Here is a 16,640-nt window from a genome sequence, read left to right on the forward strand (position 1 = left end):
GATTTTAGATTTTAAATTTTAGATTGGGGAATGACAGACTGCATAAGGGTTGGGAGCAGGTGGATACAGTTCCATTATTTGCTAAAACTGCGATCGGCTACAGGGGAGAGGAGATGCAACTGTACGGGTTTTACCTGAATTTCACAATTACAGTCCGTATATCTGCTGAGATTTCAGGTTCAGCTCTGAGTTATCGATCGGATAATTGACTTTGGACGGAACAAATTTATATTTCTGACTGCGAATTGTAGATTTTGTGTGTTTTTTAACCAAAAGCTCCGGAATTTGGAGCCGAGATAATCTAAAATCTAAAATCAAAACTCTAAAATCTCAAATCTCAAACTGCCCGAACCACAATAACTCCTACACTTTTATTTATGCTGACGCATCATCGCAAGCCTGTAAGTTTATCGCTGGTATCCACAGATTTACCTTTGTGGTCAGTTGTTGAAACCGCTGGTACCCTGTATCAAAAAGACCGGGATCGCTTTCACTTGTTGTTGCACGAACCAGCAATACTCGATCGGCAATTTTCCGACGCATCTGACACATCTGGCGAGCAAGTTACGATCTTGCCCACAACTACAAAACCCCGGTTGCTGTGGCTGGAAGTTTCGCCCTATCGAGTGATTATGACGATGCAAGGAAACGGCAAGTACAGTTACCGCCACTGCTGGGAACGCGGAATGTACGGCCTGAGCCGTTATTGGCTTCAGGGCGAATCGCTGGCGACTCCCGAACAGTTGCGCCTCCGAAACTTCACCCGCAACTTGACCCTGACAGGAAAGCCGGAACCGGAACACCTGCGGTTAGAATATGAGTTGTGGTCGGAAAAAGTACAACTCGGTTCCTATATTTTGAATCTAGAAATTCATCATTAAATTTGGGAATTGGGCATTGGGCATTGGGCATTGGGAATGGGTAATTAGTCAGAAGTCATTGGTTATGATGTAGGCGATCGCGAAAAACAATAACATCTTGCTGGATATTATAATTGATTTTCTGGTTGTTTTTGTAATTACCTATTTAGCGATCGCTCTTACAATAATTAATGAGTTTTTCAGTCAAAGCGTCTTGATCTTTGGCTGCTTGATTTGCTCGCTGTCCCGCTTGGACAATATCCGCTTTAGCTTTTTTGATTTGCTCTCGACCTTCTATACTTGTAGAAGCCCGATTTCCTGCCTCAAGAGCTTTGCCCATGTCGCCGATTCCTTGACCCATTTCCCCGAAAAATTTAACCGACGGCGCCTGAATTTCTTTGAGGGTTGCATCTGTGATTCGCAAAGCCTCAATTTCTTTAGCTGTCTGGTTCAAATCTTTAGCTAAGTTCTTGCTCGTTGCAGCATCGTAGGTGCCGTTCTTAAAATTGATGAGAGCGTTGCCTTTGGTGACAATTGCAATAAGTTTGGTACACTGGACAGTTCGGTTATCGCCGCTGCAACTAATCGTCAGCGTACAGCAAGCAACAACTACGAACAGGATGGCAATTTGTTTGCGAAAAAAGTACATGAATCCTCGGTTGCAAAAAGTAAATTATGGGATGTTGTAGTAGAGTGTTTCAGTCGATTTTCCATTTTTAGATTTGAGATTTACTCCTCGATCTGAATCTGGGGGCTTTAACTGGGGTCTAAAATTGGGAGCGATCGCTTGACAGGGGTACGTCGAACGGTATCCGTTTTTTGGCAAGGGCGATCGATATATCCACTGTCAAAACACTCCTGCGGCTTTCAGACACGCTCTGCTAAACTAAACTACGTAGCCGTTTAGGAACTATGGTCAAAAACAGCAATAACCTACAGAAGGGCAGCATTTGGGGATATCTTACCCTGCTTTTGCCTATTTGCTTGACGGCGGTTGCCAGTTTCGAGTCGGGAACGATGTTTTGGGCGATCGCCACCACAGCGGGCGTTGCTTGGGCTTACAAGCTTTACCAGCAGCAGCAAAAACACAGACTCGCTCATTTAGACTCGGTTTTCTACAGGTTGATCAAGGAAAATCAAGGGCGAGTTACGGCCTTGGATTTGGCGATGAATGCGAAACTCCCGGGAGAAAAGGTTCAAGAATATCTCGACGAACGGGCTCTTGAGTTTGCCGCCGATTTTCAAGTAACGGAAGAAGGCGGAATTTTGTATTATTTTCAAATAGCCCCCACTGTCACTCAAAGCGAAACACCTAATGTCGCAATAGCTGTTCAAGAGCCTCCCACAAATCGGGAAAAAGCACAAGAGAAAAAACCAAATTTATTTCCGATTGCTCAAACCAAGACTCCTCAAAAGCCCAAAATCTCTTTTACCCAAACGGAACTTTCCCGCAGGTTCAAGGTTCATGCAAGTACGATCGGCAAATGGAAAGTTAAGCCAGAGTTTGCTCAGTGGAGTAGCGAAAAAGACCCGGAGGCGATCGCCTGGGAATATTCTACAGACAACAAGCGATTTTATCCCAAAGATTGATCGGAACAGTTGACAGTTGACAGTTGACAGTTGACAGTTGACAGTTGACAGTTGTTGACAGTTGACAGTTGACAGTTGACAGTTGTTGACAGTTGACAGTTGACAGTTGACAGTTGATAGTTGACAGTTGATAGTTGACAGTTGGAAGAGGGAGAAAGACATAAACAGCAAGCTTTTTAGCGATCCGTATTGTAGATTTAATTAGGTGGACTTACTTGTGGGTTCAAATATACAAAGAAACCGGGTTTATACGAAGTTCTGCGGTTGGTAACGAAGAATTTCGGAATAAAGGGGGTTTTTGAAACTCGATCGCGTCCTGGAAAGATTATGCTCGCTGTTGACCGATCGACCTCTTTAGGTTAGTTTATGTAAAATCCTGTTTAATAGAGTTTGCCCGATAAATATCGGTAAATTCGATCGCCATATCTGTTCATTTTTTCTTCTATGTCCACACCAACCTTGCGAGTAATCGCGCGCCTCGTAGCCTTTCCCGACAAAGTAGCAGAACTTAAATCTCTACTGCTGAGCATTATGGAGCCAACTCGCCAAGAAGAAGGCTGCATCAAATACGAACTTCTCCAAAATCAAGCCGATCCTACAGATTTTACCTTCCTTGAAGAGTGGGAAAGTGCAGCTTTGCTCGAACAGCATCTCGCCTCAACTCACATTCAAGCCGCAGTGAAGAAATTAGACGGTTTAGCAGTTGCGCTTCCAGATATTCGCCGCTATGAATTGTTAGCTTAATTGGTTTTTAGGTTGAGTTAAATTAATGTCTGCTACATCTTCGATACCCCCTAACAGATAGGTACGTAGTTGGGATGCGAGCCCTCTTTAGACATACATATAAAGAGGGCTGAAGCCCAACTACGTACCTAAATTTCTATGATGGCTACTATAAAACCCCCTTAATAAAGGTGGAAGAAGAGTTAGAGTTAAAATTGTAGCAATTTCCGAGATTTTTATGACAGTAGCAACAATCAAGCAGTTATTTACTTATCCAATTAAAGGGCTAACACCGCAAGCAATGTCGGAGTTTGCTTTAACGAAAGGACATGGTATTAAGGGCGATCGCGCTTTTGCGCTGCTGTTTACAGATTATCTTGAAGGTGCAAAGATGCCCGCCGATAACGCGTCTTGGATTAGCAAAAAATATTTGGCGGTTCAAAACGATTGGCCTCTGCTAGCAGCTTTAGAGTGCCATTATCAACCGGAAACGGCTGTTTTAACAGTCAAGCGTCAAGGAGTTGCAGTGTTGTCAGCAGAAACGAACACAACAGCGGGGCGCGATCGCATCAGCACTTTTTTTACCGACTATCTGGCGGCGACTCAACCAACAAAAGAAGCGAGACACCCGCAGTTTGCACCTTTGCGGTTAATCGGTAACAGTAGTGGGGAAACTCGTTATCCCGATCGAGAACCGGTACATATTTCTCTCCTCAGTCAAGCTACACTCGATCGACTAACCGAAGTCGCGCAGCAAAATATAGATGTGGGCAGATTTCGCCCAAACGTTGTGCTAGAGGGCGTTTCAGCTTGGTCGGAATTTGAGTTAATCGGAAAACAGTTTCAATTAGGTGCAGCACGGATCGAAGTTACAGCACGAATTGGTCGCTGTGTCAACGTAGAAGTAAATCCACAAACGGGCGATCGAGATATTCCCCTACTCAGTTTACTACAACAACAATTCGGTCACGCACAAACAGGAGTTTTAGCCAAAATCATCAACAGCGGTACAGTTAAAATCGGCGATAATTTGAATTCCTAGAAAACCGGGCAGTTGAAACCGCGTCTATACAGACAAAACCCGCCTCCGCGGGTTGAATAAAACCGAGCGATTGAAACCGCCGTCTGATCTTGTGGGGTGGGCATCTTGCCCGCCCCAAATAGGCTGCTCACGCTTCTTCGGAAATCCGCACCTTATTACCAATTAACTTCAGAAAACTCACTCCAAAATGTTGAATTTCCAAAAAATTAGCATAAGCAGGAGTTGACTTATAAACTCTAAAAGTCCGCATAATTCCCAAAGTTGCCGCACTCTCCAGCGGGCCAACAAAGCTAGTATCTCTGTCCAAAAAATGAGACTGCTTAGCCCAGTGAGCCATCTGTTCCGCATTCAAAAAATAGCAACCGGAATGAGGATTCAAAGTCCGCTCAAAAGAGATTGGCTGTTCCATAATTTTCCCTGCCAACTGCGGCTGCTCCTCCACATTTTGAAATTTAGCAGTAGCTCCTGGCACTAAATCACCATCAATATATGCTTTAAAAACAGCACCTTGAGGCGATACTTCATAGCGATTGGGTTGCAACAAATTTCCATGTCCACCATGATGAGTAAACCAATTTAATTTACTAAAAAACCACGGATCGTGGAGAACTAAATCATCTTCCAAATAACAGAAATAATCGTATTTGTTAAGGCAAGAACGCAAAACAGCCTGACACTCAAACCCCAACAGCAGCGGTTCGCATTTGGTAGCGTGGTGCATAAAAGACCTCGGCTGCACAGGTAGTTGAGGCAACAGGTGATAACCTTGAGTAGTGCAAACAACAATATCAATTTCGTGCTTTTGAGATTTATTTGCTGGGATAGTGGCACATTCGCCAATGTCAATCATGCACTGAGATTTGCCATACAAAGCTTGCAGCGAAGTCACGCAAGCTGTTAAAGCATTGATGCGCGGTTGCGGATCGTTTCGTTGGGAAGCGTGTTTCCCGTCGCCGCTGGGATTGTAGAAGTGAGCAATAGTGAATAGGATTCGCATTTGTGTTTATCAACAATTAAAAATTAAACAATAAAACGGAAGACTGGGCGGTTGAAACCGCGTTTATACAGACAAAACCTGCCTCCGCAGGTTGAAGAGCAATCGGTTTCAACCGTAGGTCAAATCTTCATTCTTGAGTCTGCGGAGGCAGACATTGTTTGTGTAGACGCGGTTTCAACCGTACGTCTTATCCGATCGCAAGCGTATTGCACAAAAACCCCTATAAATCTTACCGCATTCAGTCGGTAAACAACTCAGGCAATCGCGATCGCAACTCAGCGTTTAAACGTGGCAACTCATCTCGCATTTGCAAGTACCAGTCTCGGCGCTCGCGGTAGTGTCCGCACAGCAAGCGGTTGTCGCGCACCCATTCGTAAGCATTCGCGGCTATTTCCTGGCGCATAGAAGTGTCGGAAATCAGCGAATTTAGCTTAGTTTCAAACTCTTTTTCATGTTTGTAAATCAATCCGGTTTCACCTTCTACTATCGAATCTTCGTACACTGTGGGACTCGCCAAAACCGCTACTCCTCGCGCCGCACATTCAATGAATTTTAAGTCAGATTTCATTTCGTTAACCGGGTTGACAACGAGCGGCAGCAAAGCTATATCGCAACTGTACATGATTTCTTGATACCGTTCGTAACTGCAAAAAGATTCAAATTCCTTTTGCTGTATTTCCAAAGATTCAAAAAATCTGCGATCGTGGATAACTTTAACTCGAATCAGGTGTTTGTGTGCAGCTAAAACTCGATTCAGTGCTGCCATAATTGGCTGCCAATCATTCTCGCGGTTGAGCGCGCCAAAAAATATTGTGACGGTATGTTCTGCTGGATAGATTCGCGGCGGAGGTAGATAGGCTAGTTGATTGGGAAATACGGCAACATTATGATTGTAGTGACGCAAAATTTTCGCTAGCGGTTCTGTTGTAGTTTGAACGCAGTGACAGCCGCGATAGCTGAGGTAATTATTGTCTGCGTATTCGCGGCGGCGGACGGGATTGTCGTCAATTTCGGCTACTATTAAATAGTCTTGTTTTAGTAGTTCTTTGAGTTTGGGAATGTAAGCCGGATATTGCATGATTGTCCGTTGCCAGACGAAGACTTTTTCTTCTCCCGGAAACTCGGTAATTAATGCTGCTGTTTTCACTCCCGATACGGTGCGGACACCGGGAATTGTGGCGCTAAATTTGTCCGGTTCCAGAACTCGCACGCGATCGCACCCTGTAGGAGCCATAATAATGGTTTGGATCAGCAGTCTGCGCGGCTGCACGGTCGATTTGGTCGATCGCACAATATAATATTCAGCACCAGTTTCCGTAGCAAAATCGCTGGATTTGAGCTCTAACGCCTTCACCATTGGATGCAGCAATTGCTGGAATTGGGCAAAATTTTCGGTTTTGTGTCCCTTCCCTTGCAATTCATAAACCTGCAATCCGGCTTGAGCAAATAATGATTTAATTCTTTCCAGGGTAAACCAGTGCTGCATCTTGCTGTCGGGATTTTCCCAATGTCCCCGCAACAGATTGACAATGCGCCGCCAGTATTGAACGTTGGGAATTGTGGCGAAAACTTGCCCCTCCGGCTTGAGTAAAGCACTGTACTGCTGTAGTATCTCCCAGGGGTTTTTGAGATAGGGTAGCAAGTCGCCAAAAATCAAGCAATCGACAGTTCCGGGTTCGATGTCGAGACTGGCGATCGCAATTTCTTCAATATCGGCTACCGCCACCCAGTTTAGCCGATCGACTGCAATTTTCGCTTTTTCGCGATCGCATTCAATGCCAATATACTGACAGTGGGGATTGATCAGCTTGTAGTGTTCGCCCCTAGAACCAGTACCGCAGCCAATTTCAACAATGACTTTAGCATCCGGCGGTAGCAGCTTGAAGAGGTCGTGGTTGGCGCGATCGATCACTTTCCCTAAAATTCCTGATTAGTTTGCCGTAAAATAAAGCAGAGCAATCCATGTCAACAGACCAGCAGACGAAGGTTAGCATGGCGATGCCAGTATACAATGGCGATCGGCACATTTGTCAAGGACTAAATTTTCAGTTATCAACTCTTTCTCTTCCCTCTCTTCTCTCACTCTGGGTTCTCTGCGTCCTCTGCGGTTCATTTAAACCTTATTCACCAATCCTGCAAAGATTCCTCCTATATATTAGCAAATTTTGAACAAAATCATAATCTACTCTCAACCCCCTATCTCCTTTGTCAGAATCAATATACCTCTTGCATAAGTCTTTGATCGATCCTTCAACCGCAGATGTCAGGCAGATAAACACAGATAAACGCCGATGATTTCATGATATTTTCCGATTTTTGCAATCTTGTCTAACACGCTCAATTAATTTAGCTTGTTTGCTAAAAATAACACAACAATTTGCTCAATACATTAAAAACTATGAACTATAATTTAGGACTTAACATCGCCGGCTACATCAACGGCGAATTTGGAATAGGAGAAGGAGTAAGAGCCAACATCAGAGCCGCAGAAGCCGCCGGAATTACCTTGGCTATCAACAATTTTACCCGCAGTCCCCACCGCAAAAAAGACACCACATATCAAAACTTTAGCCCAGACAATCCCCATCCGGTAAATCTAATTCAAGTCAACGCTGATGAAGTTGAAACTTTTATCAAAGATAGAGGTTCCAGCTATTTTGAAAATAAATACAATATCGGCTTTTGGGCCTGGGAACTTCCCGCATTTCCCTGCGAATGGCAGCCAGCATTTAATCACTTTCACGAAATCTGGACTTACAGCAATTCTTGTGCTGAAGCAATTTCTCAAGCTTCGCCAATTCCAGTCATCAAAATCATGCCCAGTATTTTTTTACCTGCACCTTCCCTCAGCAGGGAAGAACTGCATTTACCTAAATATAAATTTATTTTTCTGTTTGTCTTCGACTTTTGTAGCCGCATCGAACGCAAAAATCCTTTGGCAGTCATCCAAGCATTTAAAACAGCTTTTGGTGAAGATGACCGCGTATTATTGCTGATCAAATCTTCCAACTCCGACAAAAATCTCAAAGATTTAGAATTGTTGAATTTTGCCATAGATGATTCTGCAAATATCAGACATCAAGACGGGTATTTATCCAAAGATGAAATCAACGGTTTGCTTTACAGTTGCGATTGTTACGTGTCGCTGCACCGCTGCGAAGGATTCGGCTTGACAATGGCTGAAGCGATGTTTTATGGTAAGCCTGTAATTGCCACCGGTTATTCATCAAATACAGAATTTATGAATGTTGGGAATAGCTTTTTAGTTAAGTATAAGTTAGTCCCAATCGAGGAAGATTGCGGGCCTTATAAAAAAGGCAATGTTTGGGCCGAACCGGATGTCGGACACGCTGCTGATTTAATGGGCTATGTTTTTAATAATTACCAAGAATCTCAAAAAATTGGAGTGGTAGCTGCTGCGGAAATTCAGACTTTACTCAACCCGCAAGTTACAGGGAGTAAAATTAGAAAACGTCTCGAATATATTGCCGAGATTACCGATAATTTTCAAAATTTGCCTCTGTCACGAATGGTCAAAGCAGAGCCTGCAAAAATTTGGGCCCAATTCAATCAAAATTCCTTGTCATTGCGAGGAACGAAGCAATCTCATCCCCAAGCTGAATTCCGAGAGTCAAACCCACAAATTCAATCAAAAGTAGAACTGCGAAGCTGGCAGCCTTTGGTAAGCATTTGCATTCCGACGTACAACGGAGAGGCATTTATTGAGGAAACAATCAAAAGCGCGATCGCCCAAACTTACCGCAACATAGAACTAATTGTATCCGACGACGGCTCCACAGACCGCACAATTGCGATCGCCCAATCCTTCCAATCGCAAACATCCGCCGACTTCCGCATCATCCTGCACCGCAACTACGGCTTATCGCAAAACTGGAACTTCTGCATCCAGCAAGCCAAAGGTGAATACATCAAATTTCTGTTTCAAGACGACTTGCTGGCACCAGAATGTATCGCCAAAATGGTCGCCACCGCCCAACAAAACCCAGACATAGGTATGGTTTTCTCCCCGCGCGGCATCACCATCGCTGAAGATGAATCTCACCCAATTTTGCGGAAAGCTTCCCAATCAATCAAAGATTTGCACAAAAGTTGGTCGAATTTAAAATCTATTCAGCCCGGAAAAGACTTGCTAGCAGATGCTAACTGCTTGAACAACCCCATCAACAAAATTGGCGAACCGAGTACCGTATTAATTGCCGCCCGAGTTTTTGGCGAAATAGGATTGTTTGATTCAGGATTATCTCAGTATGTAGACTTAGATATGTGGTGGCGGATCATGGGAAACTATCACGTCGGGTTTGTAGACGAAAAACTTTCGTCACTGCGGATTCATCCCGAACAACAAACCTGGAAAAACTTCGCTGCTGGGGAAAATCATAAAGATGTCGTCAGATTTTACAAGAAACTCCTAAATAGTCCTGATTACAGTTTCCTAAATCAACAAATTAAACAGACAATCCGGCAAAAGTTGGTATCTAGAACCCAGCCTAATATATCTGACTTGTCAGCACTGGTTGAAAAATACAAAAAATTGCCATCAAACCAGTCTATTCTGGCAAAAATGCGCCAATACCGCCAACAGCTAGCTGAGTATTGGCTGAATTTGACCGCCGAAACATTAGAAACTGCTTACTCGCAAGCAGCAGGGAAAGCTCATAAATTGCTCCTAGATAGCAGCCTCAAATATGAAAGTTTAACGGAGTCGGAACAAAGTTTTGTCCAGCAGTTATCTTCTAAACTTGCTGAAGCAGGGGAAGTTGCTGATAAGATTCAATATTCTCTGGCAGCGATGCTGTACTGCGATGCTTATCAGTTGCCGCTAGAGTATAAAAATGCAGCAATTCCCCAGTGGTTTTTTGACGATTTTTTGAATTTCCTATTTCAGTCTCCGGCTTGCTTTCAACAAACGGGAGAGGTTGAAAGATATTCTCAATATTTCCAGCAGCTAATCGAGTACGTGTCTGCTAATATCGCCAGTTTTCCAGATTCGGAAGTTTGGCGTTATTTGGCGGCTTTTGTGGCACAAAGTGTTAGCTTCAAAGCTTTGTATTTAAGTGACAAAAATCTGGTCAATGTCTTGAGCCAGCGAGCTGATATTCTGGAATTTCACTTCAAAAATATTGGCTCTAAAATAGACTGGAATTTTGCTGATAGATCACCTCGACGAACTAAAGTTAGAGTCGGCTTTTTGCTCTACAAAATTAGTGCTGAATTTGAGACTTTTGCTGCTCTTTCAGGTTTTGAATATTTAGACAGAGACAAATTTGAAGTTATCGTGTATCATTTCCAGGTACAAGATGAGCAACTGGGGAAATATTGCGAAAGTTGCGCCGACAAGCTAGTCCAACTTTCGGAAGATTTGCCGCAGCAAGTGCAGGAAATTCGATCGCACGATTTAGATATTCTGCTAATTAGCACCAATATCGCCGACACTTCCGGGCCCAGCGCGCTGCTGTGCTTGCACCGACTGGCGCGGGTGCAAATTGCTACCGCTGCATCCACTCCCGCCACTACCGCAGCCCGCAATATCGATTGTTTGATTGTCGGAGATTTGACTTTGCCGGCAGATGCACCAGAGTATCGCGAAAAATTAATTACTTTAGAAGGGTCGGGAGTTTGTTTCAGCTATCCTGTAGAGTTAGCCCCTGCCACCGTTGAACCGACTCGCAGCAGTTGGGGAGCCACCGATGAATCTGTAGTGTTCATGTCCTGTGCTCGGGCTCGGACAATTATCCCAGAATTGCGAGAAACTTGGGCAAAAATTATTGCGGGTGTACCGAATTCTATTTTAGTTTTGTATCCCTTTCGATCGCGCACCGAAAACTATCCGACGGTGCCTTTTTACCACCAAATTCGATCGACTTTCGGGGAATTTGGAATTGACAAAAAGCGGGTAGTTGTGATACGAGCGCTATCAAATCGTGCAGATTGCATAAAATGTCTGGAATTGGCTGATATATATTTAGACTCCTATCCATACAGCGATGCCGGCCCCTTTGCTGAACCGCTGTTGGCCGGGTTGCCTGTAGTGGCAAGAAAAGGGCAAAAAACTCGATCGGGACAATTTGCAGCAGTCCTCGAAGAACTACAACTTCCGGAACTGGTAGCACATAGCGAGAACTCTTATATAGAACTGAGTACAGCACTGGGAACAAACCCAGAACTGCGCCGGCGCTATCGGGATCGAATCCAGCAAACAATGGCGGCAAATCCCAAAATTCTCGACAGTCGCGCTTACTCCCATCAAATAGGCAAACTATTTGAAAGGAACCCCGTCTGGATGCAAAGCGTCAAGAAATAGACAGCTATAGCGCTAGGTTTCTTAACGCTCTGCTATCATCGGGAGATTGAGGGGTTAGTGGTTGTCGCTCTTTTCCTGCCACAGCTAAATTAAAAGGGGAAGCGCAAGTCAGTTGGAGATTAAAAAATGACAGGACTTTTTCAAATAGGCGATAAATTACTGCAAGCTCAGGATATGCCATCGCTCCTGAAGCGTTACCAGTTGATGCCCCAATTCTTGCGGGGTGTAATCATCGACCAAGCGATCGCATCCTTTAGTTGCAGCGACGAAGAACGCAAATCCGCCGTCGAGAACTTTCTGGTACAGCACCAACTGACAGCCCCCGACGCCAGAGAAGCTTGGCTGCGGAGTCAAAATATGACAGAAGAAGAACTTCAAGAGATGGCCGTCAGGCCCTTGCTGATCGAAAAATTTAAGCAAGAGACTTGGAGACCTAAAGTAGATAATTATTTTTTAACCCGCAAAGCCAGTCTAGACCACGTAGTCTATTCCCTGGTACGCACCAAAAATCCAGCACTGGCAAACGAACTTTACTTCCGCATCCTGGAAGGGGAACAAACCTTTGCTGAAGTAGCTCGCGACTTCTCCGAAGGCCCCGAATCCAAGTCTGGCGGCCTGTTGGGTCCAGTACCCCTCAGTCAGCCTCACCCGGCAATCAGTAAACTTTTATCAGTCAGCCAGCCAAATCAACTCTGGACGCCGCGTCCTCTGGCAGAATGGATGGTAATTATTCGACTAGAAAAGTTCATGCCGGCCCAGCTCGACGAATCGATGCGGCTGCACCTGATTAACGAACTCTTTGAAAGCTGGCTCGCCGAACAAATATCGCAAATAGGCCCGCTACAGCCGCTCTCTTCCGTCTCTTCAATATCTTGACATCCTCCCCCCGCCTGAAGGCGTGGGGATTCCCAAACCTCACGATTTGAGTTTCTGCTTCAATGCAACTGCCTCTACCCACAAGGAGTTTTATGGTCTTATGTTCGCTCCCCAGACTAACCCCGCTAGTCCAGCGGTTTTTATGTGTCGAAAACCCAAAAGGAATTCTGATTGACTGTTTTGATTCTAGGGATGTTTACCATTGCCCCGTCCTCTTTTCCCGGTCTACCGATTTTTCTGCCCCGTTGCGATTGTTCGCAAACTTTGGTGTTAGGGTTTATGTCTCCATCGTCGCGGGTGGGTCGTTGACCACTAAAATTGTATCAAATATAGAGCAGTTGTACAAGGACGGGGTTTCCACGCACATTTTCCGATGACCGAAACTAATTTGGCGATCGGCCCCCGGATTTATCCTTGGAGACTTTAAAAACCTTGGCATCGTCACAAAAACACTCTGGATTGATGTGTGGATTCAATTCTTCAATCAAAAATCGAAAATTGGATGACTTATGCCCGCTACAGCCCCTCTCATCCGCGTCTGTAATTGAACGGTAAAGGCTGTAGGCTCAATTCTTCAATCAAAAATCAAAAATCAAAAATCGAAAATTGGATGACTTCTTCCGCTGTTTCCCTCACCCAAATTCAGGATTTCTTAGCTCAAACACCTCCCTTTGACCGACTGTCAGAGACGGATCTAACAGCCTTGGTGGCTAAATGCCAACTCCTGGGCTACCGGACGGGGCAACCCCTGTTTGAACGCGAAAAAATGCCGACTCAGGTGGCAATTATCTATCAAGGTCAGGCCCGGCTGCTGGGCTTTGACCAGCGATCGCAACGCCACGTCAGTTTGCGGTTGGTGCAGTCGCAGGAAATTCTCGGCTGGGCGGGTTTGCTCAGGGGAGTTCCCTGCGAAACTGCGATCGCCTCTACAGATGTAATCGCGATCGTCCTACCTGCTGAAGATTTCCTGAGTGTACTGGAAAAACAGCCGACATTTGGAGAAGCTTTTCACGCTCACTCTTCCTTGAGCGAAGTGTTTGAACTGTTGAGCCTGGAATTGCAGCGCCAAGCCGACGGCACTTCGGATCTCAAGGAACTAACTCGGCAAGCTTGGGAAGACGCGACAGTTGTCAACGTCCCAAAGGGTAACAAAAAAACTCAAGACCTCGCTAACGAACTAGATGCCGATCGAATTTGGCTAGTCAGCAGCGGCGTCTTGGGCGAGTTTCCCACCGGCAGCCGCTTCTCTGTTGAAAAGGCAGCCAAATCCTTAAAAGTAGAAGGCAGCGCCGGTGCCCGCTTGGTAGGCTTCCGGCAACCCTCAGCATCACCATCAGAGCTAGAAGATCCCTTAACTGGCGAGACAGACACAGGAACAGGAGGCTTAGGGAAAAAGCGAGGCATCATTTTTGATGATGTACCCATCGCCCCACCTCGTCCCCCAGAATCCAAAATCGACGCACCAAAGGATGCGGGGAAATATCCAGTTTTCCCCGCCAAAGGGCAAATAGATGCCCCGCTAGCTTGCTTCCAAATGTTGAGCAAGTATTTTGGTATCAAATTTCGTCGGGATATCATCCGCAAAGTTCTAGAAAATCAGTTAAAAACCGCTGGTGTTATCAATCTGCAAGCCTGTGGGGCGATCGCCCAAAGCATCGGCCTGACCCCTCAATTGGCGCAAGTGCCAGCAGATGCGATCAACCGGATCAAAGCTCCGGTCATGATTAAATTCCTAGATAGCTTTGCCATTGTTTACAGCATCACCGAGCAAGAATTGGTACTAGCCAGCCCAGAAAAGGGGCTGATGCGGATGCGGGTACCTCAGTTTAGAGAAGACTGGGGAGAACAGGGAGAAGTCCTGCTGCTGCAAGAGCCGCAAGTCGAACAAAAAGAGCAGTTCAGCTTCTGGTGGTTTGTGCCGGCGCTGATGGAACACAAAACAGTATTTATTGAGGTATTGCTCGCCTCGTTTTTTGTGCAACTATTTGGTCTTGCCAACCCTTTAATCAGCCAAGTAATTATTGATAAAGTATTAGGTCAGCGCAGCATCGACACCTTGGATATTTTGGGTGCGTTTCTGTTAGGTGTTGCCCTATTTGAAGGACTCCTCAACGGTTTGCGTACCTTCTTATTTGTAGATACTTCCAACCGCATTGATGTCAAATTGAGTGCGGAGGTAATCGACCACTTGCTCCGGCTGCCCCAGAGTTATTTTGACAACCGGCGCGTCGGAGATCTGGTCTACAAATTCAGCATGATGGGCCAGATTCGGGAATTCATGACAGGTACCGCTCTGACAGTGGTTCTCGATGCAGTATTTTCGGTGGTTTACGTCGCCGTGATGCTCTCCTACAGTGTGAAACTAACCTTCGTATCTTTGGCAGTTGTCCCGGTACTAGCGCTGATGATTGTTCTGATCAATCCGCTGGTGCTGCGCCTGATCAAACAAAGAAATATGCGTTTTGCTGACTCTCAATCCTATCTAGTGGAAGTAGTCAGCGGAATTCAAACTGTTAAGGCTCAAAATATTGAATTGAAATCCCGCTGGGAGTGGTCTAGCCGTTACGCAAAATATATTACAGCCAGTTTTAAAACAATTCTGACCGGGACTACGGCAGGTACGATTAGTGGTTTTTTAAACCAAGTGGGTAACTTGGCTCAGTTGTGGGTGGGAGCTTATTTGGTACTGAGCAATGACATTACTTTGGGTCAGTTGATTGCTTTCCGAATTATTTCCGGTAACGTGACTGGTTCGCTCCTCAGGTTTGTGAGCGTGTGGCAGAGTTTCCAAGAGGTCTCGATGTCGATCGATATGCTCAAGGATATCATCGACAAACCCACGGAAACCAGCGAGGAAGACCGGAGCAATATCCCGCTGCCGGCAATTCAAGGGCAGGTTACCTATGAAGAGGTTTCCTTCCGATTCCTAGAGAGCGGCGCGCTGCAATTGGCGAATGTGAACTTGGAATTTCCCCAGGGCAGTTTTGTGGGAATTGTGGGGGGAAGCGGTTCCGGTAAGAGTACGGCGATGAAGCTGTTGCAGCGTCTTTATGCCCCGCTTTCGGGCCGGATTTTTATTGACGGCTATGACATTGCCAAGGTGGAATTATATTCGCTCCGCAGTCAGCTTGGCGTGGTACTGCAAGATACTTTGCTGTTTAACTGTACTGTCCAAGAAAATATTGCTCTGAGCAATCCCGATGCGAGTACGGATGAGATTGTACGAGCTGCGAAATTAGCTGTAGCTCACGATTTTATCATGGGCTTGCCCGCTGGTTACAATACGGTGGTGGGAGAACGTGGTGCGTCGCTTTCTGGGGGTCAACGGCAGCGTTTGGCGATCGCCCGGACGATTTTGCAAAACCCGAAACTGCTGATTTTGGACGAAGCTACAAGCGCCTTGGACTACCATTCCGAACGCCAAGTTTGCAACAACTTAGCAGAATCTTTCGCCGGCCGCACGGTGTTTTTCATTACTCACCGCCTGACTACAATCCAAAACGCCGACATAATAATTATGATGGATCAAGGTTCTGTAGTCGAGCGCGGAACTCATAAAGAATTAATGGCTCTGAAAGGGCGTTACTACTGCCTATTCCAACAACAAGAGTCATCGAACACATAATCATGGGGAATGGGGAATAGGTAATAGGTAATAGGTAATAGGTAATGGGTAATAGGTAATAGAGGGTTGGGATATGAGTAGACCGGATTTTGAAGATTTGGATGTTTACAAGTTGGCTGAAAAACTAGCAAATCAGGTTTGGTTTATTGTCAAAGAGTGGGACTTTTTTACGAAAGATACTATGGGGAAACAACTTGTACGTGCAGCCGATAGTGTTTGTGCTAATATTGCAGAAGGACGGGGCAGGTATAATTATCAAGACAATCGGCGTTTTGTGAAGATTGCCAGAGGCTCTTTGTATGAAACAATCAGTTTGTTGAGACTGGCATATGCTAGAAAATTGTTGGGAATAGAACAGGTAAATAAATTCCAACCAATAATTGATGACTTGTCGCCAAAGCTAAATGCTTATCTAAACTCAATAGGTGGTAAGCAAGAAAAAATGATTGATAAAATATCTGATATCGATCGTAAATAAAAAAAACTCCCAATTCCCATTACCAATTCCCATTACCAATTCCCAATTCCCAATTCCCAATTCCCAATTCCCAATTCCCAATTCCCAATTCCCAATTCCCAATTCCCAATTCCCAATTCCCAATTCC

12 protein-coding genes are annotated in these 16,640 nt (G+C 45.2%); 9 read left to right on the forward strand and 3 right to left on the reverse strand.

What is annotated here, in order from left to right; all coding sequences use genetic code 11:
- Positions 1 to 59 precede the first annotated feature (59 nt).
- Together JGK16_RS16630 and JGK16_RS16635 are read left to right on the forward strand one after the other, a co-directional pair.
- Positions 60 to 209, forward strand: a complete 150-nt coding sequence (locus JGK16_RS16630) for a hypothetical protein (protein ID WP_293191391.1) — start codon at positions 60 to 62, stop codon at positions 207 to 209.
- A 168-nt stretch (positions 210 to 377) separates the two neighbouring features.
- Entirely contained in the window at positions 378 to 881 is a 504-nt protein-coding gene (locus JGK16_RS16635; RefSeq protein WP_293183853.1) for a hypothetical protein, read from the forward strand.
- A 145-nt stretch (positions 882 to 1,026) separates the two neighbouring features.
- Here JGK16_RS16635 and JGK16_RS16640 read toward each other — a convergent pair whose 3' ends face one another.
- Positions 1,027 to 1,509: a hypothetical protein gene (locus JGK16_RS16640; protein ID WP_293191394.1), complete on the reverse strand. Its 483-nt coding sequence runs from the start codon at positions 1,507 to 1,509 to the stop codon at positions 1,027 to 1,029.
- A 263-nt stretch (positions 1,510 to 1,772) separates the two neighbouring features.
- Between JGK16_RS16640 and JGK16_RS16645 the strand changes: the two genes are divergently transcribed.
- From JGK16_RS16645 to JGK16_RS16655, 3 genes are all read left to right on the forward strand, one after another.
- Positions 1,773 to 2,450 (forward strand): hypothetical protein, encoded by a 678-nt coding sequence (locus tag JGK16_RS16645; RefSeq protein ID WP_293183857.1) that lies wholly within the window; start codon positions 1,773 to 1,775, stop codon positions 2,448 to 2,450.
- Between the two features lie 444 nt (positions 2,451 to 2,894).
- The gene (locus JGK16_RS16650; RefSeq protein ID WP_293183860.1) at positions 2,895 to 3,194 is read left to right on the forward strand and encodes a putative quinol monooxygenase; all 300 of its coding nucleotides are present in this window, start codon (positions 2,895 to 2,897) and stop codon (positions 3,192 to 3,194) included.
- Between the two features lie 217 nt (positions 3,195 to 3,411).
- A complete protein-coding gene (locus tag JGK16_RS16655; protein WP_293191396.1) occupies positions 3,412 to 4,215 on the forward strand; it encodes an MOSC domain-containing protein in 804 nt (267 codons plus the stop codon).
- A gap of 127 nt (positions 4,216 to 4,342) precedes the next feature.
- Here JGK16_RS16655 and JGK16_RS16660 read toward each other — a convergent pair whose 3' ends face one another.
- A complete protein-coding gene (locus JGK16_RS16660) occupies positions 4,343 to 5,212 on the reverse strand; it encodes a calcium-binding protein (RefSeq protein ID WP_293191398.1) in 870 nt (289 codons plus the stop codon).
- A gap of 238 nt (positions 5,213 to 5,450) precedes the next feature.
- Complete coding sequence (locus JGK16_RS16665) at positions 5,451 to 7,124, reverse strand: methyltransferase domain-containing protein (protein ID WP_293191400.1); 1,674 nt, start codon at positions 7,122 to 7,124, stop codon at positions 5,451 to 5,453.
- Between the two features lie 486 nt (positions 7,125 to 7,610).
- On the opposite strand from JGK16_RS16665, the gene JGK16_RS16670 reads away from it, so the two are divergent.
- The 4 genes from JGK16_RS16670 to JGK16_RS16685 all read left to right on the forward strand — a co-directional run bounded on the left by JGK16_RS16670 (position 7,611) and on the right by JGK16_RS16685 (position 16,513).
- Positions 7,611 to 11,534 (forward strand): glycosyltransferase, encoded by a 3,924-nt coding sequence (locus JGK16_RS16670; protein WP_293191402.1) that lies wholly within the window; start codon positions 7,611 to 7,613, stop codon positions 11,532 to 11,534.
- A 126-nt stretch (positions 11,535 to 11,660) separates the two neighbouring features.
- Positions 11,661 to 12,410, forward strand: coding sequence for a peptidylprolyl isomerase (locus JGK16_RS16675; protein WP_293183871.1), 750 nt, complete (start codon positions 11,661 to 11,663; stop codon positions 12,408 to 12,410).
- A 610-nt stretch (positions 12,411 to 13,020) separates the two neighbouring features.
- Positions 13,021 to 16,035 (forward strand): peptidase domain-containing ABC transporter, encoded by a 3,015-nt coding sequence (locus JGK16_RS16680; protein ID WP_293191404.1) that lies wholly within the window; start codon positions 13,021 to 13,023, stop codon positions 16,033 to 16,035.
- Positions 16,036 to 16,108: 73 nt separating this feature from the next.
- Entirely contained in the window at positions 16,109 to 16,513 is a 405-nt protein-coding gene (locus JGK16_RS16685; protein ID WP_293183875.1) for a four helix bundle protein, read from the forward strand.
- Positions 16,514 to 16,640: the final 127 nt, after the last annotated feature.

It is taken from the genome of Microcoleus sp. PH2017_09_SFU_O_A (assembly GCF_020738625.1).
GTDB lineage: Bacteria > Cyanobacteriota > Cyanobacteriia > Cyanobacteriales > Microcoleaceae > Microcoleus.

Coding starts and splice junctions, on each gene's coding strand:
- JGK16_RS16635 (WP_293183853.1), top strand. CDS start 378: ATGCTGACGCATCATCGCAAGCCTGTAAGTTTATCGCTGGTATCCACA.
- JGK16_RS16640 (WP_293191394.1), bottom strand. CDS start 1,509: ATGTACTTTTTTCGCAAACAAATTGCCATCCTGTTCGTAGTTGTTGCT.
- JGK16_RS16645 (WP_293183857.1), top strand. CDS start 1,773: ATGGTCAAAAACAGCAATAACCTACAGAAGGGCAGCATTTGGGGATAT.
- JGK16_RS16650 (WP_293183860.1), top strand. CDS start 2,895: ATGTCCACACCAACCTTGCGAGTAATCGCGCGCCTCGTAGCCTTTCCC.
- JGK16_RS16655 (WP_293191396.1), top strand. CDS start 3,412: ATGACAGTAGCAACAATCAAGCAGTTATTTACTTATCCAATTAAAGGG.
- JGK16_RS16660 (WP_293191398.1), bottom strand. CDS start 5,212: ATGCGAATCCTATTCACTATTGCTCACTTCTACAATCCCAGCGGCGAC.
- JGK16_RS16670 (WP_293191402.1), top strand. CDS start 7,611: ATGAACTATAATTTAGGACTTAACATCGCCGGCTACATCAACGGCGAA.
- JGK16_RS16675 (WP_293183871.1), top strand. CDS start 11,661: ATGACAGGACTTTTTCAAATAGGCGATAAATTACTGCAAGCTCAGGAT.
- JGK16_RS16680 (WP_293191404.1), top strand. CDS start 13,021: ATGACTTCTTCCGCTGTTTCCCTCACCCAAATTCAGGATTTCTTAGCT.
- JGK16_RS16685 (WP_293183875.1), top strand. CDS start 16,109: ATGAGTAGACCGGATTTTGAAGATTTGGATGTTTACAAGTTGGCTGAA.